General features: G+C 44.2%; 21 protein-coding genes and 1 pseudogene. 1 reads left to right on the forward strand and 21 read right to left on the reverse strand.

The window, feature by feature from the left end; translation table 11 throughout:
* Nucleotides 1-4: 4 nt before the first annotated feature.
* The 13 genes from DW251_RS01120 to mtaB all read right to left on the reverse strand — a co-directional run bounded on the left by DW251_RS01120 (nt 5) and on the right by mtaB (nt 13928).
* On the reverse strand, nt 5-610 hold the full coding sequence (locus tag DW251_RS01120; protein ID WP_118299970.1) for a hypothetical protein: 606 nt from the start codon (nt 608-610) through the stop codon (nt 5-7).
* Nucleotides 611-687: 77 nt separating this feature from the next.
* On the reverse strand, nt 688-1362 hold the full coding sequence (gene recO, locus DW251_RS01125; protein WP_021871047.1) for a DNA repair protein RecO: 675 nt from the start codon (nt 1360-1362) through the stop codon (nt 688-690).
* Between the two features lie 252 nt (nt 1363-1614).
* On the reverse strand, nt 1615-2526 hold the full coding sequence (gene era, locus DW251_RS01130) for a GTPase Era (RefSeq protein ID WP_021871046.1): 912 nt from the start codon (nt 2524-2526) through the stop codon (nt 1615-1617).
* A 49-nt stretch (nt 2527-2575) separates the two neighbouring features.
* Nucleotides 2576-5524: an insulinase family protein gene (locus DW251_RS01135; RefSeq protein ID WP_118299971.1), complete on the reverse strand. Its 2949-nt coding sequence runs from the start codon at nt 5522-5524 to the stop codon at nt 2576-2578.
* A 325-nt stretch (nt 5525-5849) separates the two neighbouring features.
* The gene (locus DW251_RS01140) at nt 5850-6689 is read right to left on the reverse strand and encodes a YdcF family protein (protein WP_118299972.1); all 840 of its coding nucleotides are present in this window, start codon (nt 6687-6689) and stop codon (nt 5850-5852) included.
* A 42-nt stretch (nt 6690-6731) separates the two neighbouring features.
* Complete coding sequence (locus tag DW251_RS01145) at nt 6732-7961, reverse strand: U32 family peptidase (RefSeq protein ID WP_021871043.1); 1230 nt, start codon at nt 7959-7961, stop codon at nt 6732-6734.
* Between the two features lie 14 nt (nt 7962-7975).
* A complete protein-coding gene (locus tag DW251_RS01150; protein ID WP_118299973.1) occupies nt 7976-8623 on the reverse strand; it encodes an O-methyltransferase in 648 nt (215 codons plus the stop codon).
* Nucleotides 8610-9257, reverse strand: a complete 648-nt coding sequence (locus tag DW251_RS01155) for an endolytic transglycosylase MltG (protein WP_118299974.1) — start codon at nt 9255-9257, stop codon at nt 8610-8612. Before DW251_RS01155 ends, DW251_RS01150 begins: the two co-directional genes overlap by 14 nt.
* Before the next feature lie 17 nt (nt 9258-9274).
* Nucleotides 9275-10909: a ribonuclease J gene (locus tag DW251_RS01160; RefSeq protein WP_118300158.1), complete on the reverse strand. Its 1635-nt coding sequence runs from the start codon at nt 10907-10909 to the stop codon at nt 9275-9277.
* 379 nt (nt 10910-11288) lie between these two features.
* Entirely contained in the window at nt 11289-11579 is a 291-nt protein-coding gene (locus DW251_RS01165) for a DUF1292 domain-containing protein (RefSeq protein WP_021871039.1), read from the reverse strand.
* Nucleotides 11572-12024 carry a Holliday junction resolvase RuvX gene (ruvX, locus tag DW251_RS01170; protein WP_021871038.1) on the reverse strand — a complete coding sequence of 151 codons (453 nt, stop codon included), beginning with the start codon at nt 12022-12024 and terminating at the stop codon, nt 11572-11574. The genes DW251_RS01165 and ruvX overlap by 8 nt, the downstream gene beginning before the upstream one ends.
* Before the next feature lie 219 nt (nt 12025-12243).
* Nucleotides 12244-12504 (reverse strand): IreB family regulatory phosphoprotein, encoded by a 261-nt coding sequence (locus tag DW251_RS01175; protein ID WP_021871037.1) that lies wholly within the window; start codon nt 12502-12504, stop codon nt 12244-12246.
* Nucleotides 12505-12551: 47 nt separating this feature from the next.
* A complete protein-coding gene (gene mtaB / locus DW251_RS01180; RefSeq protein WP_021871036.1) occupies nt 12552-13928 on the reverse strand; it encodes a tRNA (N(6)-L-threonylcarbamoyladenosine(37)-C(2))-methylthiotransferase MtaB in 1377 nt (458 codons plus the stop codon).
* A gap of 170 nt (nt 13929-14098) precedes the next feature.
* On the opposite strand from mtaB, the gene DW251_RS01185 reads away from it, so the two are divergent.
* Nucleotides 14099-14332 carry an HPr family phosphocarrier protein gene (locus DW251_RS01185; RefSeq protein ID WP_021871035.1) on the forward strand — a complete coding sequence of 78 codons (234 nt, stop codon included), beginning with the start codon at nt 14099-14101 and terminating at the stop codon, nt 14330-14332.
* Nucleotides 14333-14595: 263 nt separating this feature from the next.
* Here the strand turns inward: DW251_RS01185 and thiI are convergent, their stop codons facing one another.
* The 8 genes and pseudogenes from thiI to DW251_RS18540 form a co-directional block, all read right to left on the reverse strand.
* Nucleotides 14596-15786, reverse strand: a complete 1191-nt coding sequence (gene thiI, locus DW251_RS01190) for a tRNA uracil 4-sulfurtransferase ThiI (protein WP_021871034.1) — start codon at nt 15784-15786, stop codon at nt 14596-14598.
* 65 nt (nt 15787-15851) lie between these two features.
* On the reverse strand, nt 15852-17006 hold the full coding sequence (locus DW251_RS01195; RefSeq protein WP_021871033.1) for a cysteine desulfurase family protein: 1155 nt from the start codon (nt 17004-17006) through the stop codon (nt 15852-15854).
* Nucleotides 17006-17755, reverse strand: a complete 750-nt coding sequence (locus tag DW251_RS01200; protein WP_021871032.1) for a 16S rRNA (uracil(1498)-N(3))-methyltransferase — start codon at nt 17753-17755, stop codon at nt 17006-17008. Before DW251_RS01200 ends, DW251_RS01195 begins: the two co-directional genes overlap by 1 nt.
* A gap of 9 nt (nt 17756-17764) precedes the next feature.
* Nucleotides 17765-18721: a 50S ribosomal protein L11 methyltransferase gene (gene prmA / locus DW251_RS01205; RefSeq protein ID WP_118299975.1), complete on the reverse strand. Its 957-nt coding sequence runs from the start codon at nt 18719-18721 to the stop codon at nt 17765-17767.
* Between the two features lie 15 nt (nt 18722-18736).
* On the reverse strand, nt 18737-19492 hold the full coding sequence (locus tag DW251_RS01210; RefSeq protein ID WP_021871030.1) for a TSUP family transporter: 756 nt from the start codon (nt 19490-19492) through the stop codon (nt 18737-18739).
* Between the two features lie 400 nt (nt 19493-19892).
* Entirely contained in the window at nt 19893-21002 is a 1110-nt protein-coding gene (gene rsmH, locus DW251_RS01215) for a 16S rRNA (cytosine(1402)-N(4))-methyltransferase RsmH (RefSeq protein ID WP_118299976.1), read from the reverse strand.
* An 82-nt stretch (nt 21003-21084) separates the two neighbouring features.
* Nucleotides 21085-22941, reverse strand: a complete 1857-nt coding sequence (gene recQ, locus DW251_RS01220; protein ID WP_118299977.1) for a DNA helicase RecQ — start codon at nt 22939-22941, stop codon at nt 21085-21087.
* 9 nt (nt 22942-22950) lie between these two features.
* Nucleotides 22951-23055, reverse strand: a pseudogene (locus tag DW251_RS18540) (SEC-C metal-binding domain-containing protein); the annotation flags it as partial.
* Between the last annotated feature and the right edge of the window lie 818 nt (nt 23056-23873).

Raw genomic sequence — 23873 nt, forward strand, 5'->3', positions numbered from 1 at the left:
ATTTTTACTTAGTTACGATTACACTTGTTCCGGAACCTGTCTTTATAAAATGTCCGTCATGGACATCACAGCCTCCGTCTGCATCCAGCAAGTCAGCCTCTGTCTGGACCATTCCTTCTCCCTGTAAAACAACAGCAAAGGAACCGGTCGCCAAAGCAGCTTCATAGTCCACACCTGCAGCTTTCAGATCTTCTGAAAGTTCCTCCGGTGTGCCGGTTTTAATTTCCGTAAAAGGCATGGTATCATCTCCTATTTCACTGGCAAAGTCCACAAGACTTTCCCCACTGTCATAAGAGGTGATAAGAACTGCTTTTCCCTTTTCCAGACTTCCTGAAACCAGAGTTACCGGCTCTTTTGAGCTTTCTGTCCCATTGGCTTCATTGTATTCCTTTATCTTTTCAGATGCAAAGTCTAAAAGTTCCTCTTTGGAATAGCTGCCGCCTTCATACGTTTCCACGCTGACCCACTGAAGGTTACCATCTTTCGTAATATAAAGACAGCTTTCTTCTGTTTCCGGTCCTTTTGCGTTTTTTGCAGATAAGCCTTCGCAGCCTCCAAGCATAAGCACTGCTGTCAGAACAACAGCCGCCGCAAGAAGTTTTTTCTTCATTCTCTTCCTAATTCCTTTCAGACATATGGCATATTATATCCTCTGAATGGCATAATTTCAAGCCCTTTAGCTCATTTTCAGCTAACCGGACGGGCCGTTTTTCCCCCGGAGAGCACTTCCAGGATCTCTAAGGACTTAAACTCATGGTGTATGTATTCATCCATGGCATGCTGCACTTCCCTGGAAAATTCCCTCAAAACATCTTCTTTCAGTGTAAATGTATACAGGGAACCTAAGGGAGTCGCGATCACATATTGCCACGCATAAACGCAGGACTCCGACACTCTTCCTTCCGGCTCCTGTGTATACACACCGTTAATGACCATGGCACGAAGTTCAAAAATGCGCCGTACCAGCGGATTTGGCAGAGCCTCTTTGCTTAATGCCTTTAAAGACACATACAAAAGATTTAAAAGCTCCGTTCCGTCCATATTTTCATCGGAAAGCCAGGAAGCCACTTCCAGAAAATAAGCCCCATAGCAGGCTCCTTCCATATCTGCTGACAACTCATCAAAGTAATTGGTGATCTGGGCAGACTGGAGATTGTAGGCAGATCTTCCTTCATATACCTGAAAGGTTCCAAAAGAAAAAGGCCGGCTTGCTGCCATCAGGCTGCTTCCCGGTCTTCTCACACCATGAGCAAAGGCGGTTATCTTTCCTTTTTCCCGGGTCAGAAGCACCAGCCGTCTGTCATAGTCACCGGAGGGTGCGCTTAAAAGGACCATTCCTGTAACACTTAAAACATCCCGCATGCTGCGCCCTCCTTTCTTATTTCATGTACTCTCGGAATCTTTTTGTACTTGATTTTACGAGAAGATTTTTTGTCAGTTGTGCCCAAATTTCTGAGGCGTACGCGGTGCGTACGTTGATGAAATTCGGGTGCAAATGGCGGAAAATCGGCCGCAAAGGCAAGTGCAGAAAAGACTCCGAGAGTACATTTAATCTGCAAGATCTGTCATTTAATGCACATTCTTACGTCTATGCAGTTTCTATTATATATACGTCTATACGTCTTTCTGATTATATCCGTAATTCTTCATGTAAAGCTCGCTGTCTCTCCACTCTTTTCTAACCTTTACCCAGAGTTGGAGGTTGACCTTGGTCTCCATCATGTTTTCAATCTCACGGCGGGCTACTGTACCGATCTTCTTTAACATGGAGCCGCCTTTTCCGATGATGATGCCCTTGTGGGACTCGCGCTCGCAGACAATACTTGCTTCAATATCAATAATACCGTTTGGACGCTCTTTCATCTGTTCAATGACAACGGCAATTCCATGAGGGATCTCATCATCTAACAGACGCAGTGCCTTTTCACGGATCAGCTCTGCTGCGATCTGGCGCATTGGCTGGTCTGTTACTGTATCTTCATCATAAAACTGAGGTCCATAAGGCAGATACTTAAAGATCTGTTCTAAAAGCACATCTGTATTTTTGTCTTTTAAAGCGGATAATGGCACGATCTCTGCGAAATCACATACATCTTTATAAGCAGCGATAAAGGTCAGGATCTCTTCCTGCACTTTAATCGTGTCAATCTTGTTGATGACCAGGATCACCGGTGTGTTCACTTTTGAAAGCTGCTCTGCAATATGGCGTTCTCCTGCACCGATAAAGGTAGTAGGCTCAACCAGCCATAAGACCACATCAACTTCCTTTAATGTGTGTTCCGCTACATTGACCATGTACTCGCCCAGCTTGTTTTTTGCCTTGTGGATACCTGGGGTATCAAGGAAAACGATCTGACCTCTGTCGTCAGTGTAAACGGTCTGGATCCTGTTTCTGGTCGTCTGAGGCTTATCAGAAGTAATTGCGATCTTCTGACCGATCAGGTGGTTCATCAGTGTGGATTTTCCAACATTTGGACGTCCGATCAGTGTTACAAAACCTGATTTTTTCTGTTTGTTATCTTCCATTCTTTTCTCCTGTTTAATATATACGTACTCATAAAGTACTGTTTATGAATTAGTGAAACAGTTCTTTCACTTCTTTGAACATGTTTTTATCTGCTTCGATCTGCTGTTCATTTCCAATGACACAGAAAGCACCTGTTTTTAAGATGGACTCCAGGATATCTGCCAATGCGCGGATATCCTCCTGGGTCACATCCAGGATCTGTTCTCTCTTTTTCTGTACCATTTCATCGGTAATTCCGGATAAATAGGCAGTCAGGTTTCTGGAACCTTTTACTGCCGGGCTTAATGGTGTATCTACGCTGCTCATGGCACCGATCACATATTTTGTCATATCCCTCTCATCAATGGAGAAGTTCTTTAAATATTCCGGGATACCTTCGTAGATCTTATCTGTAGCTACAAGCTTTGGATCTCTGTAGGATACCAGACAGCCGGTTCCGCTTCTTCCAAAATTACTCATACAGCCATAGGCGCCGCCGATCACGCGCAGGTTCTGCCATAAATATTCGTAGTTCATGATGACCTTTAATACTTCCAGGGCACCAGTGTAAGCTTCTGCGTCAAAAGAACCGCAGCGTGCCACATAATTTACCTTGGAAGAGGTCTTAAAGCCTTCGTTTTTCAGCTCCGGCACAAATTCAAAAGCATATCTCCTGCTTGGTTTATCACTTAATGCAGCCTTGAATTTCTTTAATTCTTCCGGAAGAGCCTTGTAGCCTTCCTCGTCTGCTGTATAACCTACCATAAGATTATCTGCTGCAAACAATTTTTCTGCTGTTTCCTTCAACTTTCTGACCAGTTCCTTACGGAATTTCTCATCCTTGCTGTAGGCATCTGCTGTTTTTTCCAGGAAATGGAAATATTCAATTCCGCCTGTCATATCGTCAAAGGCTCTTACCGGTGAGAAATAGGAGCAGGCTCTTGCAACTGCTGCGCTGTGGGAAGCACCTTCCAAGCGCATTCTGGATCTGGAACGCATCTCATCTAAGATCTCACCCAGACGTTTCTCATCATCTAATTTAGAAGCTGTAAGGATCTCTTTGATAATGTCAAAAGCAAAACCTACTTTTTCATAAAGAACCTTGATGCCTGCTGTAAATGCCCCCTTAAAAGCACCCTTTTCATTCAGGTCTTCCCAGGAAGAAACATAAAAGTCCAGTCCGCCGCTGTTTAAATGGATCTCACTGGTAAGATCCCGGTAGGTAAAATTTTCTGTATCCACATAGCCTAAAACAGACTTTAAAAGGGATGCATAAGGCAGATCCTCTTTCGGGATCACATTCATATCAAAAAGCAGTTTGATATAAGCAATACCGGAAGTGAACATTGGACTGTGGACAACCGTGGTTTTCTCTTCCTCTTTTACTTTGTAGGAAAACGGTTCTGACTGGCGTTTGATATCTTCTCTTCCAAGCATTGGGATCTTCTCCAGATCCTCTTTTGTGGAAGGTTCTTCCTGGTATGCTTTCAGCTCTGCCGTCTCTTTTACCAGGGCTTTTACCTGTTCACTGCTTAAGGAGTCTTTATACTTTGCCAGACGCTCTGCCAGTTCTGCATCTTCCCTTGCAGTCAGGTCAATTTCAGGGCTTACGATCACAACTGCCTCATGAGGGTTATCTAAGAGATAATCTTTGATAAGCTGCTCAAAATAGCCTTCCTGGGCTGCTTTTTTCAGATAATCGAAGGTCTTCTGATACTGTAAGTGAAGCATTGGATCTGCATCATACAGCCAGCTGTCCATAGACCATAAACCGTACATCAGTCCCTTTGGAGCAGAACCATAATCTGCTTCCCTGTAACGGAATTCATAGTAATTTAAACCTGCTAACAGGCTCTTTTTGTCAATTCCCTGATCAGCCAGTTTTCTCAAAGTGCCTTTTACAACGGATAAAAATTCACCCTTCTGCTCTTTATTTGCATTCTTAGCCACAACAGAGAAATAAGGCTGTAAAATACCATTTTCATAGCCGCCCATAATATCCTGACCAATATGTGCATCGATCAGAGCCTGCTTTAATGGTGCTCCCGGAGCGCTGATGAGCGTGTAGTCCAGGATCTGGAATGCAACATAGAGGATTGGATCTGTATCTGTTCCTACCACTGTGTTCAGAGATAAGTAGGTGTTGTCTTCTGTACCTTCATTCGCAGTAACAGAATAGGTGGTCTCTTTTTCAACTGGTTCTGTAAATGGCTTCTGTAATGCAATGGAAGAGTCTAAGGTAAAGTCCTTTTTGTCATAGGCAGATAAATATTCTTTATCCAGCCATAAAAGCTTTTCTTCCATATCCATATCGCCATAAAGATAGATATAGCTGTTTGCCGGATGATAATAGTCTTTGTGGAATTGGATGAACTGCTCATAGCTTAAGTTGGGGATCACTGCCGGGTCACCGCCAGACTCATTGCTGTACGGGGTATCTGGAAAAAGGACTGATGAAGTGAAACGCTCCAGCACGCTTTCCGGTGAGGAAAAAGCACCTTTCATCTCATTGTATACAACACCATTGACAGTAAGAGGTGCATCCTCTGAAGGCAGTTCATAATGCCAGCCTTCCTGTTTGAAGATCTTTGGCTCTCTGTAAATGGACGGATGGAATACACCGTCTAAATATACATCCATCAGGTTCTGGAAATCTTTATCATTGCAACTGGCTACCGGATATACGGTCTTGTCCGGATAAGTCATTGCATTTAAGAAGGTATTTAAGGAACCTTTTACTAACTCTACAAAGGGATCTTTTACCGGAAACTTTTCAGAACCTTCCAGTACGCTGTGCTCCAGGATATGAGGCAGTCCGGTACTGTCCGCAGGCGGTGTTCTGAAGCCGATTGAAAATACTTTGTTGTCGTCTTCGTTGCTCATGAGGAACAGTCTGGCACCGCTTTTTCTATGTTCCAGCACCATTCCTTCGGAATTCATCTCTTCTACAAAACGACGGTCTTTTACCTCGTAGGCAGAAAGGTTTTCTACTTTTTCAAGCATCTGCTGTCTGTTCATTTTGAATTGGTCTCCTATCTTGTTTGGTTTTCCATGAGGCTGGGAAATCCCTTGCGTGAGGGATGTCGCGTCCCGGTCACTCACAACCTCGCACTTCGTGCTTTACTGCCTGCTATCGCAGGCTGGTTGTTCGTTCGTTAGTAGACTCGCAAACACGCGCTTCGCGCTCCACTGTCTGCTTGCGCAGACGGTTTGCTCGTTCGTTAGTAGACTCGCAAACACGCGCTTCGCGCTCCACTGTCTGCTTACGCAGACGGTTTGCTCGTTAAGGGCCCAAGAAAAACAAATGTCTGCTTTGCAGACGCTTGTTTTTCTTCTGGGGCCCTTACATGTTCCCCATTATTCTGTCCTTTACTATGGATGCACATTCACGCACACACAAATGGATAAACAGCACAGGGTCTGACTGGGCGCTGATGCCGTAGACATTTTCAAAACCCCATTTTTTTGCAATCATGCAGGCTCTGTATACATGGAAATTACTGGTAAGGACACCCACATCCAGAGGTTTGTCCGCTGCAATAAGATAACCGCCTTTTGGTTCCCGTTGAAATGTCAGGCGGTTTCTTTCTTCTCTCTGATGACGGATTACTTCCCTGTGGCTGTCAATGATGATCTTGCTGTATGCCAGATTTTCCACTGTGCTTACGGAATGTTCTTCCAAAAGAAGCTGACTGGGTCTTACGCCGTTGTATACCAGATACTGGTACATAGCCTGGGCTTCTGATACAGGTTCATCCGGTCCTTTGCCTCCTGACAGCACCAGATAGGTTTCCGGATTTTTCTCTGCATATTCAATGGCCTTATCCAGCCTCTTTTTTAAAGAATTGCTTACTGTATGTTCCTTGACTCTGGCTCCCAAAACGATCACATAGTCAAGGTCCCTTTCTTCACTGGCTGCCGCTCCCATAAACACCATGATACAAAGGGCTGCCATAATGACCACACCGGCAATACAGGTAGTAACAATGCTCACCGGCACCCACTGTGGGATGCGGTCCATATTTTTCCTGTAATACCATTTTCCATATACAAGAAATACACAAAGAGCAGCAAAGAAAAGCCAGATAAAGGCAAAGGAGGTTCCCATACCTGCATAAAAAACAATAACCATAAAATATGCAGTACAGATGATCGCCAGTCCCAACAGGATCATATCTGCCATAGAGCACCTCCTTTTTATCATTCAGCTATATTTTAACAATTATTAATTATCCTCTTTTTTGCGGAGAATATCATACTTATCCACATCTGCTCCTAAATCTACCCACAGGATCTGTTTTGGATGTGGAGCACTTTCCTGCTCATTTCCATCTTCATCGCAGATGCTCTTTACAACTACTTCCAGATTTCGACCGTCCGGCTTCATGATCTCAATGGTCTCGCCTACAGAGAACTTATTTTTCTGTTCAATGCGGCAACGACCTTTTCCGTCCGCCTCTTCCACTGTGCCAAGATAGGTATAATTCTTTACATAAGTATTGCTGTTGTAGATCTGGGCATCACTTCCCGGCTTTCCAAAGTAGAAACCTGTAGTAAATTCACGGTAGGTACATTTTCCGATCTCTTCCTTGTACCATTCCATATTTGCCTCATAAAGCTTCGGATCTTTCAGATAATCATCAATGGCTTTGCGGTAGGTTCTTGCTACAGTCGCTACATACAAAGCTGTCTTCATACGTCCTTCGATCTTAAAGCTGTCAATTCCCGCATCGATCAGCTCCGGAACATGCTCGATCATGCAAAGGTCCTTGGAGTTAAAGATATAAGTGCCTCTTTCATTTTCATATACAGGCATGTACTCTCCCGGTCTGGTCTCTTCTACAATGGAATATTTCCAGCGGCATGGATGGGTACAGGCACCCTGGTTGGCGTCACGACCTGTAAAGAAGTTACTCAGCAGACATCTTCCGGAATAGGAAATGCACATAGCACCATGGATGAAACTTTCAATCTCCATATCATCCGGGATATGAGAGCGGATCTCCTTGATCTCAGCTAAAGAAAGCTCTCTTGCGGAAACCACACGCTTTGCACCCATACGGTTCCAGAACAGATATGTGCCGTAGTTGGTATTATTTGCCTGTGTGCTTACATGAAGTTCTGTATCCGGAAGTACTCTCTTTGCGATCTCAAATACACCTGGATCAGAAATGATCAGTGCATCTGGTCCCACTTCCTTTAATTCTTCAAAATAAGCCTCCACCCCTGGCAGGTCCTGATTATGAGCCAGAATATTGGCTGTTACATAGACCTTAACATCATGCGCATGGGCAAAGGCAATTCCCTCTTTCATGTCCTCTAAGGAGAAGTTATGTGCTTTGGCTCTCAATCCAAAAGCCTCTCCTCCTATATATACGGCATCCGCACCGTAAATAACGGCTGTTTTTAATACATCCAGACTGCCTGCCGGTATTAATAACTCTGTCTTTCTCATTTATCTATCTTCTCCTATCTGATCCTGGTACTGATGGTCACTCCATCTCCTATAGGGATCACCGCTGTTTCAAATTCTTCCATATGCTTTAATTCATACAGATACTCACGCATCCTGCTGTGGATGGTACGGTTCCTGCGCTGCACTGCAAAACGGGACTGGACTACATCCCCATCCTGGAGCACATTATCGGAAATAAGCACGGCTCCTACAGGCATCAGGTCTAACAGCAGAGGCAGCCAGTTTAAATACTGTCCTTTCGCTGCATCCATAAATACCAGATCAAACTGTTTTCCTTTTAATTCTTTCAGCCACATATCCGCATCTCCCTCTAAAAAGGTAATGCGGCTTTCTTCCCCGGCTTTTCTAAAATTTTCTTTCGCCTCAGGAATACGTTTTTCGTATTTTTCAATGGTAGTGATATGGCAGTTTTCCGGCATCACCTGACACATCTGTAACGCAGAATAACCTACAGCCGTTCCGATCTCCAGAATATTTTCCGGTCTTAATGCTGCTGTCAGGCTTCTAAGCAGGGCGGCTGTCTCACTGCGGATAATAGGAACTCCGTCTTCAATCGCCTTTTTTTCAATTGTATCCAGAAGTTCTCCCCTGCTTATTTCCAGGGAATGAAGATATTCTGTAATCCTGTTATCTATGATCATTTTGTCCGTCCTCTATCACATCTTCGATCCAGCCGCCTTCTTCCTCATCTTCACCAGAATAGGAATGCGCATCTGCCTGGGCTTCTCCCGATGAAAGGGTGCTCTTTGCAGGATCTGCTGCATTTGCTTCTTCTGTCTGAAGGTCTGACTGACGTTTTTGCTGATCACTTTCTGATTTTTCAGTACTCTGATCTGCGCTCTTTTGTGTTGTTTTTGTGCTCCCTGATTTATCCCCGGATTTTTCGTCCTCTTCATTTTCCGGCTTTTCGCTCAGTTTTTGAAGGATCTCCTTGGAAGTCATGGAAGTATTGAACGTATAGGTTCCCGGGTATATCTTATCATAATCATAAAAACGACTCTGGAATAAAAAGGCATAGATATTTTTGATCAGACCCTTTTTCTCCAGCTCATCAGCTGCCTGTGACACATCTTCCCCGTCTTTTACCACTACAGTAATATCATGACCCGGAGCTGCTTCCACTGCCTCTGCATAAAACACCGCATGGCCAAAAGCATACCCCCGGATCACTGCTTCATATAAAAGAAGGATCAAAAGAGCAAGAAGCATCAGCTTTACCGAAATACGGATGATCGCCATGGTTATTTTGTTGATCTCTCTTGTACGGCTGCTCATGCTTCTTCGCCTCCTTCTTACACTTCCATAATGATCGGTAAGATCATAGGATTTCTCTTCATACGCTTCCATAAGAAATCGCTTAAGCTGTCTTTAATAATGTTCTTGATCTTGCCCCAGTCGCTTACGTGGCGGTCTAAGCAGTCTGCTACTGCATCTGCAACCACATTGTGAGCTTCCTCTAATAAATCCTCAGACTCTCTTACATATACAAAGCCTCTGGATACGATATCCGGACCGGAAAGCAGCTGGTTGGAATGTTTCTCCAGTGTCAGTACTACAACGATGATACCATTCTGAGCCAGGTTCTGTCTGTCTCTTAATACGATATTTCCTACATCGCCAACCCCAAGTCCGTCAACCAGGATGGCGCCGCAGGCTACATGATCGGTTACCTGACAGCTGTCTTCATCCAAAGATACCACATCACCGGAATTTACCAGTAATGCATTTCCCTTCTGAACACCCATGTACTCAGCCAGTTCCTTCTGCGCCATTCTGTGGCGGAACTCACCATGTACCGGGATGGCAAATTTCGGATGTACCAGGGAATAGATCAGCTTTAAGTCTTCCTGACATGCATGTCCGGAAACATGGGTATCCTGGCAGATCACCTTTGCACCCTTTGCAGAAAGCTCATTGATCACATTTGCTACTGCCTTCTCATTTCCAGGGATCGGAGTAGAACTTAATACTACCACATCACCAGGTACGATGGATACCTTCTTGTGGATGCTTGCTGCCATACGGGACAGTGCAGCCATGGACTCACCCTGGCTTCCTGTTGTGATCAGTACCGTAGACTCAGGCGGATAATTCTTTAACTGGTCAATATCGATCAGAGTGCCTTCCGGGATATTGATATAGCCTAACTCACTGGCAATATCAATGATCGTTACCATACTGCGGCCTTCTACTACTACCTTACGGCCATATTTATAAGCAGTATTTACTACCTGCTGTACACGGTCTACGTTAGACGCAAAAGTAGCTACGATAATACGGCGATTGGTATGTTCCGCAAAAATAGTATCAAAGGTCTTTCCTACGCTGCGCTCAGACATGGTAAATCCAGGTCTGGTAGCATTGGTACTGTCTGCCAGCATAGCAAGAACACCTTTTTTACCCAGCTCTGCAAAACGCTGCAGATCAATAGGATCACCAAAAACAGGTGTGTAGTCGATCTTAAAGTCACCTGTATGAAGAACAATACCAACCGGTGAGAAGATTGCAAGGGCGGAAGCGTCCTGGATACTGTGATTGGTCTTAATAAATTCTACGCGGAAGCATCCCAGATTAACAGACTGTCCATGCTTCATTACCTTACGCTTGGTAGTCTTTAACAGGTTATGCTCTTTTAATTTATGTTCAATTAAGGCAATGGTCAGCTTTGTACCATAGATCGGCACATTCACCTGCTGTAAAATATATGGCAGTGCGCCAATATGGTCCTCATGTCCATGAGTGATCACAAAACCCTTTACCTTATCAATATTCTGCTTTAAATAAGATACATCCGGGATCACCAGGTCAATACCTAACATATCATCTCCCGGGAATGCAAGACCGCAGTCTACAACAATAATGGAATCTTCATATTCAAATGCGGTAATGTTCATACCGATCTGCTCTAAACCGCCTAAAGGTATGATCTTTAATTTACTCTTTGCTTCTTTCTGGTTGTTTCTGGAAGGTTTTCTTACAGGTGCTTTTCTCTCTCCTGCTTCTTTTACAGCCGGAAGGGACCTTCTGTTTCCCTGCTGTCTTCCTCTTGCCTGAGCAGGTTTACGTCTTTCTTCTGTTTTCGGCTCTGCAGCTCCTGCGTTTTCTGTTCCTTCTTTTTCTTCCACTTTTACAGCTTTTGGCGCTCTTTGCCCACGTCTCGGTCTTCTGTACTGTGGTCTTCTGGCTGGTTTTGCCCCTTCTTCACGATTTTCGCCGTTACCATTTTCTTCTTTTTTTTCTGCACTGATCTCAGGTTTTACATTTTCATTCACGTTCTCTTCTAAACTCAAGCTGATTCCTCCTACATTATTTCTCTAATTCCACGTCTGCATCCTTTAATAACTCTTCAAAAATGCCCATAACTCCATCCAGTTCCCTGTCATCTTCCACGAACTCAAATAAAGCTTCACTGTCATTTTCACCGGATACATCCTTTAAAATATAACATTCTCCATCCTCATCCTCTGGCGCATCCGTTACCAGCAGATAATCTTTTCCATGGATCCTTGTTTCTTCCAATACGTAAAAATCTACAGATTCTCCTGAATCTGTTATCATCGTAATGCAGTCTTCTCTTTCATTCATTGGCTTATCCATTGTTCTCTCCGTCTTCTTTTTTCGTCATGGACAGATGATCTAAATATCCCTGAAGGATCATTGCTGCTGCGATCTGGTCTACCGACTCTTTTCTGTGTTCACGGCGGACACCGCTTTCCATAAGGACACGCTCTGCTGCTACAGTTGTAAGACGTTCGTCCCACAGCTCCACAGGAAGCCCTGTTCTACGCTCTAAAGCCGCTTTCAGTTCTTCTGACTTCTGTGCACGGTCTCCCACTGTATTATTCATATTTTTAGGATAACCAAGAACGAACTTTTCTACCCCATACTCTTTCGCCAGTGCTTCGATCCTGGCAAGGGTCTGACGCAGCTTGTTTTCATCCTTTCTGGTAATGGTCTCTACTGCCTGTGCAGTAATTCCCAGGGGATCGCACACTGCTACCCCTACTGTTTTTGAGCCATAATCAAGCCCCATGATCCTCATATTCAATTCCTCCGCGCACACTAAAACTAGTGTACCGCATTATTGATATTTCTCCAAACAGCTTACTCAACAATACAGTACACCAACAAACACAAAAACTGCGTTTGTGATCATCATTACAGAAAAAAATCAACGCCCATAAAAAGTCCCTAAACAGAGACTTTAATGGACGTTAAACCAGAGAGCATCCCACTCCCTGACCCTATTTTCCCGGCTGCCCTATTTTAAACGGGCGTCAATATATACCGCCATCAGTTCTTCCAGGATCTCATCTCTTTCCACCTTCATAATAAGGCTTCTGGCTCCCTTGTGGCTGGTAATATAGGTAGGATCCCCAGACATAATATAACCTACGATCTGATTTACAGGGTTATATCCTTTTTCTGTCAAGGCAATATACACCTGCTCCAGTACATCGCTTACTTCTACCTTTTTGTCCTGAACAGCCTGAAAATACTGTGTTTCTTTTATATTGCCCATATCATCACGTCCTTTACGTATTCTTATATATTCTACTCTATATTTTTCTATTCGGCAATAGTATTTTTTAACAGAAGTATATCGGAAGTCAGAAGATCTTTTGCTTCTGCCTCTAAAATAACACCGGAAGCAGCATGCATCTTCTCACATTCTTCCTTAGGAAGAGCTGCTTTCACATACTCTGGCGTATGTCCCACCAGATACTCTTTTCCATCTACTGTTATCATTTCCTCAAAAAGAACAGAAACCTTCTCACCAATAAATCCTTTTCTGAACTCCTCTGACATCTTCTGTTCCAAAGCTAATAAGCGGTCAGAACGGACTCCCTTGATCTGTTCCGGGATCTGATCCGGCATGGCTGCTGCCTTTGTACCGGCTCTTCTGGAATATTTAAACACATGCATCTCATAAAAATGCACTTTTTCCAGATACTTTTCCGTAATATCAAACTCTTCCTCTGTCTCTCCCGGAAAGCCTACGATCACATCCGTAGTAATAGCCGGGCGCTTAAAATATTTACGCAGGATCTCACACCGTCTTAAATAATCTTCTGTGGTATAATGACGGTTCATCCGTTTTAAAACGCTGTCACAGCCGCTCTGTAAAGACAGGTGGAAATGAGGACAGAACTTAGGAAGCTCTGCCAGACTTTTAGCAAACTCTTCTGTAATAATACGCGGCTCCAGTGATCCCAGGCGGATGCGCTCCAGGCCTTCAATCTCATGGACTTCACGGATCAGAGCCAGTAACTCCCTGTGGTTCCAGTCACCCTGGCTTACAGGATTTCCTTCCATATGCTCAATTCCATAAGAGCTTAAATGAATTCCTGTAAGAACCGCTTCTTTATATCCCTGTGCCACCAGTCCTGTGATCTCTTTCACTACATCTTCACGGCTTCTGCTGCGCACCCTGCCTCTGGCATAAGGGATGATGCAATAGCTGCAGAACTGATTACAGCCATCCTGGACCTTGATAAAAGCTCTTGTATGGTCAGAAGGCTGCTCTAAATGAAGGGCCTCATAATCACTGCCATGGGAAAGGTCCGTTACAAATACCTCTGCCTCCTCTTCCTCATGGACATTGCCTAAATATTCATCCAGAATATCTGCAAGCTCTGCCTTCTTATTGTTTCCAATTACAATATCCACGCTGGCATCTTTCTTCAACTCTTCCGATGCCACCTGCACATAACAGCCTGCTGCCACCACTACAGATTCCGGATTCAGCTTCTTTGCACGATGGAGCATCTGTCTTGATTTGCGGTCCGCAATATTGGTAACAGAACATGTATTGATAATATAAACATCCGCCTTCTCATCAAAAGGAACGATCTCATAACCTCTTTCCTTTAACTGCTGCTCCATGGCTTCTGTTTCATAAGCATTTACTTTGCACCCCAGATTGTGAAGGGCTGCTTTTGGCATAATATAACCTCCTGATTTTTCCAAATATTTACAATTATAACTTTTCCCGTTTCTTCCTGATTTTTCATACAATCTCACTATTGACTTTTATACCACTGACCTTTAGTATTAAAAGTAAGCAGTTTTATTCTGCAAAAATGATTTACATACCACACAAGGAGGGGCTTCCTATGAAAACAGTTAGAATTTCATTAAATTCCATTGATAAGGTTAAATCTTTCGTAAATGATTTAGCTAAGTTCGATGTTGATTTTGATCTGGTTTCCGGCAGATATGTCATCGACGCAAAATCTATTATGGGTATCTTCAGCCTGGATCTGTCCAAGCCGATCGATCTGAACATCCATGCAGAAAATGACGTAGACAGCATTCTTTCTACACTTTCTCCATACATCATCGACTGAGTTTAATGTTAAAGTTAGAAGGGAGCCGCGGGAATGCGGCTCTCTTTTTTTATACATCACTTCCCGCCCTACAGGGGCGGGGACTTTTAGCCAGAAATAACGTTGCAGGGGCCGCTTTCAATAAAGCGATTGTACGCATCCCGAGCGCAGCCGTACGTCCGTAACGGACGCAGTCCGGCACAGGCGAACTGACGCAAGCGAAGGCCAGCGAACAATGTTTTATAGAATGAAGAACCCCCTCGCAAATACTTCAGCCAGCAACCTTAAACCTCGCCGCGGCAAGCAATAACTTCCACTGTATCTAACGCAGTCTTCACCATCTCATCGATCTTCTCTTCCAGATGACGCTCAGAATTTCTGATCACCTTAAGATTTGGCTTGGTAACCGGGTGCTTTGCTACGAAAATCGTGCAGCAGTCCTCATATGGCTGGATGGAAGTCTCATAAGTACCGATCTTCTCAGAAACATCCACGATCTCCTGCTTGTCAAATCCAATCACCGGACGGAAAACAGGCATGGTGCACACTTCATTGGTAGAAGCCAGTGACTGTAACGTCTGGGAAGCCACCTGTCCGATACTCTCGCCTGTGATCAGTGCAATGGAACCGGTCTTTTCAGCGATCGCCTGTGCAATACGCATCATATACCGGCGCATAATGATAGTCAGCTCCTCATGAGGGCACTGCTCATAAATATAAAGCTGGATATCTGTAAAATTAACTACATGAAGATTGATCGGGCCGGAATAACGTGCTACCAGATTAGCCAGGTCAACTACCTTCTGCTTTGCTCTCTCACTGGTGTATGGCGGCGCATGAAAATAAACAGCGTCGATCTTAACACCTCGCTTTGCGATCATATAACCTGCAACCGGGCTGTCAATACCACCGGAAAGCAGCAGCATTGCCTGACCATTGGTACCGATAGGCATACCACCCGGTCCCGGGATCATCAGGGAGAACAGGTTTACCTTCTGACGAATCTCCACACGAAGGAGAACATCCGGATGATGTACATCTACCTTCATCTCTGGGAAAGCATCTAAGATTGCCTCACCCATATCACGGTTGATCTGCTCAGAACTTACAGGATACTGCTTATCTCCTCTTCTGGCATCTACCTTAAATGTGATATTCTTGTCCGGATATACCTGATCCATGTATTCTACTACATGCTTTTTCAGGTTCTCATAATCCTTATCGTCGATCTGCACCATTGGGCAGATATCTGCGATACCAAATACACGCTTTAACGCTTCAATGGTATCATCATAATCATACTCTCCTAAAGCCTTTACATAAATACGGCCGGATTCTTTTGTAACATCAAACTCACCGTCTACAGAGCTTAAGGCATAACGGATCTGACGGATCAGGGCATCTTCAAACATGTATCTGTTTTTGCCCTTTGTGCCAATCTCTGCATACTTGATCAAAAATGACTGGTACTGCATAATACTTCCTTTCTTTTGTTCTTTATACTTGACGTACTTCACTGCCTGCTGACGCAGGCGGTCGACTATTTGATAGTAAATCTCCTAAGCACCGGCAGAAGCTCCTTCAAAACATCCACTGCATAGTCGATCTCTTCTTTTTTATTAAACATTCCAAAACTAAATCTCAAAGTGGAATCCAATAATTCCTTCTTCACTCCAATTGCCTTTAAAGTACCGCTGATGGCCGGATGATTAGAAGAACATGCTGAACCGGAAGAAACATAGATACCTTTTTCTTCCAGTGCATGAAGAAGCACTTCACTTCTCACTCCCTCAAAACTTAAACTTACGATCTGAGGAGCGCCTTCTGCACCCTTTAAGCTGTTGACTGTAACACCTTCCAGTTCAGAGGCCCTATCGATCAGATAATCCTTCAAACCAGTAAGATACTCCATCTTGGCACTGTGGTCTGTATACATTTCTTTGGCTGCCACACCAAGACCTGCAATACCGGGAACATTTTCTGTACCGGAACGCATATCCTTCTGCTGGCCACCGCCGTAGATCAGCGGACGGATTTTTACCTTTTCATCTATATATAAGAAACCAATGCCTTTTGGACCATGGATCTTATGTCCGCTGACGCTTAACAGGTCAATACCCTGCTTTTTCGGGCGGATCACCAGTTTTCCATATGCCTGGATAGCATCTACGTGAAATACGATCTTCGGGTTCTTTCCATGTACCAGACGGGCGATCTCATCAATTGGCTCAATAGCACCGATCTCATTATTTACATACATAACAGACACTAAAATAGTATCCGGGCGGATAGACTGCTCCAGTTCTTCCAGTGAGATATGTCCGTTGTGGTCCACATGAAGATAAGTCACCTCAAAGCCTAAGGACTCCAGAAATGCCAGTGGCTGATAAACGGATGCATGCTCGATCCTGGTACTGATAATGTGCTTTCCCGCTCTCTGATTTGCCAGCGCTGTACCAATCAAAGCCATGTTATTGGACTCCGTACCGCCGGAAGTAAACAGGATCTCCTTATCTTTTACCTTTAAGGTCTTTGCAATATCGGCTGCAGCCTGACGGATGTAGTTTTCTGCTTCCATACCCTTTGTATGCTTGGCAGAGGGATTTCCGAAATCCTCCGTCAGGGTTTTTACCATAATATCCCGGACAGAGTCCAGTGCCTTTGTTGTGGCTGAATTGTCAAAATATGCTTCCATTAAAATGCTCCTTCCAGCTTCATCATCAGAAGAGCCAGTATGGCAGGTCCTGCTGTTTCCGTGCGCAGGATACGCTTTCCAAGACTGACAGGTTTTACTCCCATTTTCAGCGCAAGTTGGATCTCTTCCTCATCGAAACCGCCTTCCGGTCCGATAAACACTGCAACCTGCTGTCCCGGCGCCAAAGCTTCTAATACTGTCTTCGTCCCGTCCATTCCCTTTTCCAGTTCATAAGGGATCATGCGCAGATCAAATTTCTGCTCTTCTATATAGGAAAATGCTTCTTTTAAGCTCATCACAGGTCCCACCTGAGGGATATAACTGCGTTTGGACTGTTTGGCTGCACTTTCTGCGATTGCCTGCCAGCGGCGGATCTTCGCCTCTGCCTTCTTTGCATCCAGCTTCACTACTGCATTTCTGGTTGCAACCGGTATCACACCTGCAGCTCCCAGTTCTACTGCTTTCTGCAGGATCACTTCCATTTTATCTGATTTTGGCAATCCCTGAAAGAGCCAGATTCTGGAAGGAAGTTCCCTGCTGTCTGCATTTTCCGAAAGGATCACTAAAATTCCTTCTTCTGCTCCATACTCTTTTACCTGGCAGTTATAATCTTTTCCTGTGCCATCGCTGATCAGCACTTCTTCTCCCGGTTTCATGCGGAGCACATTTTTCATATGGTTTAAGTCCGTTCCAACGATCCTTACAATCCCTTCCTCAATACTGGAAGGATCTACAAAAAAATGATGCATCCCGAACTCCTATTTCTTTCTTGCAGTAACAGAGAGCCATTCTCCCTGATAAGTGATCTCTACAACTTCCAGTTCTTCACTGGCAGCAAATGCAGCCCGGACTGCTTCTTCCTTCAGGTTGATAATACCGGAAGTAATGAAATATCCACCTTTTTTCAGATGTACCGGGATCTCTTTTACCAGCATGATGATAACATCTGCTAAAATATTGGCAACTACAATATCATATTTCTCATATCCGGCCCAGGCCTGAACAGACTTGTCATCAATGATATTTCCCTGAAGTACATGGAAACGGTCACTGCTGATATCATTGGAAGCCAGGTTCTCACCAACTGCTGTAATGGCATTTTCATCCAGATCCGTTCCCCAGACTTCTTTTGCACCCAGCTTTAAAGCTGTGATACCTAAAATACCGCTTCCTGTTCCTACGTCCAAAATCTCACTTTCACTGTGTACATATTTTTCCAGCTGGCGGATGCAAAGCTGGGTAGTCTCATGCATACCGGTACCAAAAGCAGTTCCCGGGTCGATCTGTACTAACAGTTTATCCTTGTGTTCTTCCGGGACAGTCTCCCAGGTTGGCTTGATCAGGATATGATCTACTGTAAACGGCTTAAAATACTGCTTCCAGTTGTTGATCCAGTCCTTATCCTCTGTCTCAGATGCCTCAATAGTGCGCTGTCCCAGTTCTGTATAAGCAGCAAGCTCATCCAGTCCTTCATTGACACGGCGCAACATTTCCTCTACCTGATCATCATCATCCAGATAAAAGCTTACCTTTGCAACGCCTTCATCCGGCGGAAGCTCCGGAAGGATATCAATAAACATTCCTTTTGTCTCTTTTTCTGTAAGAGGCACATTGTCTTCTACTTCAATGCCCTCAATACCCACATCATCCAGCATGCTGCTTACAAGGTCAACTGCTTCTGTGGTAGTAGTCAGAGTGAATTTTTTCCACTTCATAATGCATTTCTCCTTTTAATTCCCCGTCAGAATTTTTATAAATAAGATCCCCAGTACCACCAGAACAACCGGACGGACGATCTTCTGGCCGTCATGAACTACCAGCCCTGAACCCAGGTAATTGCCTGCTACAGAACAGGCTGCTGCTGCCAGCCCCAGAGGATAATAAACATTTCCTGCTATAATAAATGTTACCAGTGCTGCTATATTGGACGAAAGATTGATGACCTTAGTCTGTGCAGACGCGCTGCGGGTATCCATTTTGGCTGCACCTGTAAATACAAGGAGCAGAAATGTTCCTGTACCCGGTCCGTAAAAACCATCATAACAGCCGATAAAGAAAGCTGCGATCACAGAGATCAGAAACATTTTCTTATAGGAAGCTGTTCCTGTTTTTTCATCTTCCCCCATGTGCTTATTTTTTAATACATGATAAGCTACAATAGGAAGGACAACGATCATCATATGCCGGATCACAGACTCTGATACCAGTAAAGACATTCTTGCTCCCAGAACAGAACCTGTCATGGCACAGACCGCCGATGCAATGGCCATTTTCATTTTCCCTTTTAAATAACCATGTTTTAAAAGTCTCACCGCAGAAATAGAAGTTCCTATGGTAGAACTCATTTTATTGGTTCCAAGAGCCAGATGGGCCGGAACCCCTGCGATCAGATATCCGGGGAGAGAAATAAGTCCCCCGCCTCCGGCAATGGAATCTACAAGACCTGCCAGAAATACCAACGGGCAGACGATCAGATATGCTGTCATGATCATTTCCTCTCTTTCGTATAAAACACGTTGCTGTTCCAGCAACGGAATTTGCCGTGGCTTCGCATTTAAATACGGCAAATTCTCGCAGCCACTACGTTATCGTACGGCACTTTCGGGTCCAAAAGTGCCTACCCACTACAATAACCAAAACAACTCATATCTTAGCACAGTTTAAATGCACTGGCAATAAAAGGCAGCTTATTTTTGCAATAAAACTGCCTTCTTCTGCATTATCTATATGAACGGATGAACCGGTAACTTATTTCATTCCCTGTTTTAGATCCAATATCCATTCAAATGAGTTCCTTGTTGCATTACACTCCATCACATCAGGATATCTTCTGGGAATGATAAAAAGCTGCCGGTTTTTACATATGATCCATTTTTAATTTTACCTTTACTCCTGTGCTTTTACAGCCCAGCGAAGCTTTGTGGACTTAGCCCTTCCGTTTTTCGCACATTCTTCTGCTGACGGACGGATCACATCCTGATTGATCTCACTGTAGATCCCGGCTTTCAAGCCTTCTTTAAAGGCTTTCTTTACCAGACGGTCCTCACCGGAATGGAAAGTAAGGATCGCAGCTCTTCCACCTGGTTTTAATGCACCTGGAAGTTTATCTAAAAATGCGTACAATACTTCAAATTCACTGTTGATATCAATACGCAATGCCTGGAAGGTACGCTGGCAGGACTTCTTTACTGCCTCTTTTTTCTCTGCTTCCGGCAGGAAAGAAAGTGCTTCTTCGATCACTTCTTTTAACCGGGTGGTTGTTTCAATAGGGCGACCATGCTTTTTCTCGTTCATCACTTTTCTTGCAATCTGTTCTGCATATGGCTCGTCTGAGTTTTCGATCAGCATTCCCTTTAATTCTTCAAAGTTAAGCTTTTTTAAACGTTCCGCTGCTGTTTCCCCCTTAGACGGGTCCAGTCTCAGATCCAGCGGACCTTCATTTTTAAAGGAAAAACCTCTGTCCGGATTGTCGATCTGCATGGAAGAAACTCCCAGGTCAGCCAGAACAAAGTCAAAACCGCCTGCTTCCTCTGCCACCTGGTCAATATTGGCAAAGTTTAAATGCTTAATGGTTAAAATATCCGGTCCAAAGCCTTTATCAGCCAGACGTTTTCTGGTCTTTTCCATTTCAATGGTGTCCACATCCAGGGCATACATATGGCCTTCGCCTTTTAAACAGGCTAACATATAACTGGTATGACCACCATATCCCAAAGTAGCATCCAGTCCTGTCTGTCCCGGCTGAATGTTTAAGAAATCCAGGATTTCCTTTACCATAATGGAAATATGCATACCTGCCGGTGTACTTCCCTTGCTGATGACCTTCGCAATGGTATCCCCGTATTTTTCCGGCTGCAGTTCTTTGTATTTCTCTTTATAGGACCTTGGATGAGTACCTTTGTAACGGACGCGGCGCTTATGTGGGGTTTCCAGATTTTCTCCCCCGCCTATTGTGTCTGCGGTTTCACCGACACTGTTTATCCTTTTTTCTTCCATCTTATTTTTCTCCTTTTGATCTTAATGTTCTCTCGAAAGCTTTTTAAACCTGCTTCTTCAGAAACATCTTAAAATCACAATATTATTCTGTCTGCTCTCTTACCGCTGCCAGGAAACGTTCCCCATATTTCTCATATTTAAACTCTCCCACACCGGATACAGACAGCATTTCTTCCTTATTTACAGGCTTTATAATGCACATGTGAGCCAGTGTCTTATCAGAAAATACAATATACGGGGGAACTTTTTCTTCTTTTGCGATCTGGGCCCGAAGTTTTCGCAGTGTTTCAAATAAGTTTTCCTCTGCCTCTGTAAATTCGCCGGATCCAGCCAGAGCACTCTTTTTCTTCCTGCTCTTCTTCTGCGTTTCCTGCTCACTCTTTGTCTGCTCTTTTGCCAGTTTCATCCATACTGTTTCTTCATTATTTAATACAGATGCAGCTTTTGGTGTCAGACGCAAAATAGCATACTCATCATTGGTAGCAGTAAGATAGCCCTCCAACTGCAGCTGGTTTAAGACCTGACGCAAACGATACACCGGAACTTTCGCCAAAGAGCCATACTCCGGATTTTCATTCATCCCATAGCCCCGGATCTTGGCTGTATTGGCCCCATGGACTGTATCAATGATCACAGTCGCGCCATATCTCTGTCTGCTGGTTTCAATACAGGAAAGCAGTGCTTTTGCCATTTCCGTTATATCGGTATTTTCAAACTGTGTGAGACAATTAGAACAATTTCCGCAGTAATTACTGCCGTATTCCCCAAAATAGCGGAGGATATAATCCCGCAGGCACTCATGGGTAAAGCAGTAAAAGGTCATTTTTCTGAGACGTTCTCTGTCCCGCTCCATGACCAGCTGCCTTGTCATAGGATCCAAAGCCTCATTATCCTGGTTATGATCAATAAAAAACTGGTTGGTGATTACGTCCTGTCCCCCATAAAGAAGGATGCACTCCGCCGGTTCCCCGTCACGTCCTGCTCTTCCTGCCTCCTGGTAATAGGATTCCATATTTTTCGGCATATTATAATGGATGACAAAACGCACATTGGACTTGTCAATTCCCATTCCAAAGGCATTGGTAGCCACCATGATCCGCACATTATCATAGATAAACTCTTCCTGGTTGTGCTTTCGCTCTGCATCACTTAAGCCTGCATGGTAACGGGTAACGGAAAATCCCTCTTTGATCAGCTTTTCACATACTTCTTCCGCGATCTTACGGGTAAGACAGTAAACAATTCCGCTTTCTGACTTATGCTGTTCTAACAGCTCCACTAATGCCTGGTATCGATCTTTGGGAGTCTGTACACCAAAATACAGGTTAGTCCGGTCAAAGCCGGTGGTTAAAACTTCCGGTTCCTGAAGCATAAGAATGTCTATGATATCGTCTCTTACCTCTGCAGTAGCTGTAGCTGTAAAAGCACTGACTACCGGGCGTTTGGGTAGACGTTTGATAAAGTCTACGATCTTTAAATAACTGGGTCTGAAATCCTGTCCCCACTGGGAAACACAGTGTGCCTCATCTACAGCCACCATGGAAATATTTACCTGTGGGTCTAAGGCAAACCGAAGAAAATCCTCCGTTATCAGCCGCTCCGGTGCTACATATATAATAGGATATCTTCCCATTCTGGCCAGTTCCAGTACCTTACGGTACTGACCAGGTGTAAGGGAACTGTTTAAGTAAGCTGCCAGGATACCTGCCTGGTTTAAGTTACTTACCTGATCTTTCATTAAGGATATAAGAGGCGAAATCACAAGTGTGATCCCGCCCATCATAAGTGCCGGTATCTGATAGCAAAGGGACTTTCCTGCCCCTGTTGGCATAATGCCAAGGACATCTCTTCCTTCTAAGATAGCATGGATCAGTTTCTCCTGTCCATCCCTGAAGGTATCATATCCAAAATAATGCTTCAAGATCTCGTATTGATTCATATTTTATGCCTAATTCTTTCCGCAGCACTTCTTATACTTTTTGCCGCTTCCGCATGGGCATGGATCATTTGGATAGATCTTTGCAGTCTTTCTGACTACCTGCCCATTTGCCTTGCCCTGATTTAAAAGACCGGCTGCAATGTCTGTATTTTTCTTTTCTGCAGCCATACGCACTGCCAGTCCGTCTGCGCTAAATCCACGGTTGCACCATAAATGCTCTGCATTGGACAGTTCCATTGCATAGCGCAGTGGTTCTTTTGCGTCTGCAATATTCTCAAAAGCAGCGCCGATCTGTCTTAATGTGGTTAAAACAAACTGGATCTGTGCCTGAGGATCCGGCTCTGCTCCGCCTTTTCCTACATCTGTGCCTAAATCACGCAGCTTTGCAATAAAGGCTTCTAAGTATACCTCCGCGGTAGTTCCTGCTGCCTGTGCTGCTGTTTCTAACTCTTTTCCATATTTTCCCTTCAGATAGTTTCTTAAATTCTTTTCTGCAGTCGAGATCACATGGTAATCTTCGTTTACGTATTTTAAAAATTCTTCTTTGGTTGGAAGATACATTGGCTTGTCCATGGTGTCACGCAGCAGCTTTCTGTAGGAAGTTTTTTCCCCTGCAGCTGCAAAGAACTGGTCGAAATCCTTTTCTCCCACATTCTGTCCACCATTCTTCGCAAATGCCTTTACCATTTCCTTCTGTTCTTTCTGGAAATCTTCTGTAAAAGAAGGATGTAAAAACAGGCCGTCCATGGTAGTCAGTACTTCTGGTACTGTATTTCCGATCAGCTGCTGTAAGGTACAAAGCCCTAAGTATCTTGGCTGGAAAAGGATGGTGTTTTTATAGCTTCCTTCTTCTCTAGCATAGCCATCGAAATCATCCAGGTTCTTTTCGTAATGGCGCAGCAGCAGTTCAAAATCATGAAGAGCTACTACAC

Source organism: Clostridium sp. AM22-11AC (assembly GCF_003473545.1).
Classification (GTDB): domain Bacteria; phylum Bacillota; class Clostridia; order Lachnospirales; family Lachnospiraceae; genus Enterocloster.

Excerpts from the sequence above, each read along its gene's own strand:
- DW251_RS01120 (WP_118299970.1), bottom strand. The coding sequence starts at position 610 with ATGAAGAAAAAACTTCTTGCGGCGGCTGTTGTTCTGACAGCAGTGCTT.
- recO (WP_021871047.1), bottom strand. The coding sequence starts at position 1,362 with ATGCGGGATGTTTTAAGTGTTACAGGAATGGTCCTTTTAAGCGCACCC.
- era (WP_021871046.1), bottom strand. The coding sequence starts at position 2,526 with ATGGAAGATAACAAACAGAAAAAATCAGGTTTTGTAACACTGATCGGA.
- DW251_RS01135 (WP_118299971.1), bottom strand. The coding sequence starts at position 5,524 with ATGAACAGACAGCAGATGCTTGAAAAAGTAGAAAACCTTTCTGCCTAC.
- DW251_RS01140 (WP_118299972.1), bottom strand. The coding sequence starts at position 6,689 with ATGGCAGATATGATCCTGTTGGGACTGGCGATCATCTGTACTGCATAT.
- DW251_RS01145 (WP_021871043.1), bottom strand. The coding sequence starts at position 7,961 with ATGAGAAAGACAGAGTTATTAATACCGGCAGGCAGTCTGGATGTATTA.
- DW251_RS01150 (WP_118299973.1), bottom strand. The coding sequence starts at position 8,623 with ATGATCATAGATAACAGGATTACAGAATATCTTCATTCCCTGGAAATA.
- DW251_RS01155 (WP_118299974.1), bottom strand. The coding sequence starts at position 9,257 with ATGAGCAGCCGTACAAGAGAGATCAACAAAATAACCATGGCGATCATC.
- DW251_RS01165 (WP_021871039.1), bottom strand. The coding sequence starts at position 11,579 with ATGGATAAGCCAATGAATGAAAGAGAAGACTGCATTACGATGATAACA.
- ruvX (WP_021871038.1), bottom strand. The coding sequence starts at position 12,024 with ATGAGGATCATGGGGCTTGATTATGGCTCAAAAACAGTAGGGGTAGCA.
- DW251_RS01175 (WP_021871037.1), bottom strand. The coding sequence starts at position 12,504 with ATGGGCAATATAAAAGAAACACAGTATTTTCAGGCTGTTCAGGACAAA.
- mtaB (WP_021871036.1), bottom strand. The coding sequence starts at position 13,928 with ATGCCAAAAGCAGCCCTTCACAATCTGGGGTGCAAAGTAAATGCTTAT.
- DW251_RS01185 (WP_021871035.1), top strand. The coding sequence starts at position 14,099 with ATGAAAACAGTTAGAATTTCATTAAATTCCATTGATAAGGTTAAATCT.
- thiI (WP_021871034.1), bottom strand. The coding sequence starts at position 15,786 with ATGCAGTACCAGTCATTTTTGATCAAGTATGCAGAGATTGGCACAAAG.
- DW251_RS01195 (WP_021871033.1), bottom strand. The coding sequence starts at position 17,006 with ATGGAAGCATATTTTGACAATTCAGCCACAACAAAGGCACTGGACTCT.
- DW251_RS01200 (WP_021871032.1), bottom strand. The coding sequence starts at position 17,755 with ATGCATCATTTTTTTGTAGATCCTTCCAGTATTGAGGAAGGGATTGTA.
- prmA (WP_118299975.1), bottom strand. The coding sequence starts at position 18,721 with ATGAAGTGGAAAAAATTCACTCTGACTACTACCACAGAAGCAGTTGAC.
- DW251_RS01210 (WP_021871030.1), bottom strand. The coding sequence starts at position 19,492 with ATGACAGCATATCTGATCGTCTGCCCGTTGGTATTTCTGGCAGGTCTT.
- rsmH (WP_118299976.1), bottom strand. The coding sequence starts at position 21,002 with ATGGAAGAAAAAAGGATAAACAGTGTCGGTGAAACCGCAGACACAATA.
- recQ (WP_118299977.1), bottom strand. The coding sequence starts at position 22,941 with ATGAATCAATACGAGATCTTGAAGCATTATTTTGGATATGATACCTTC.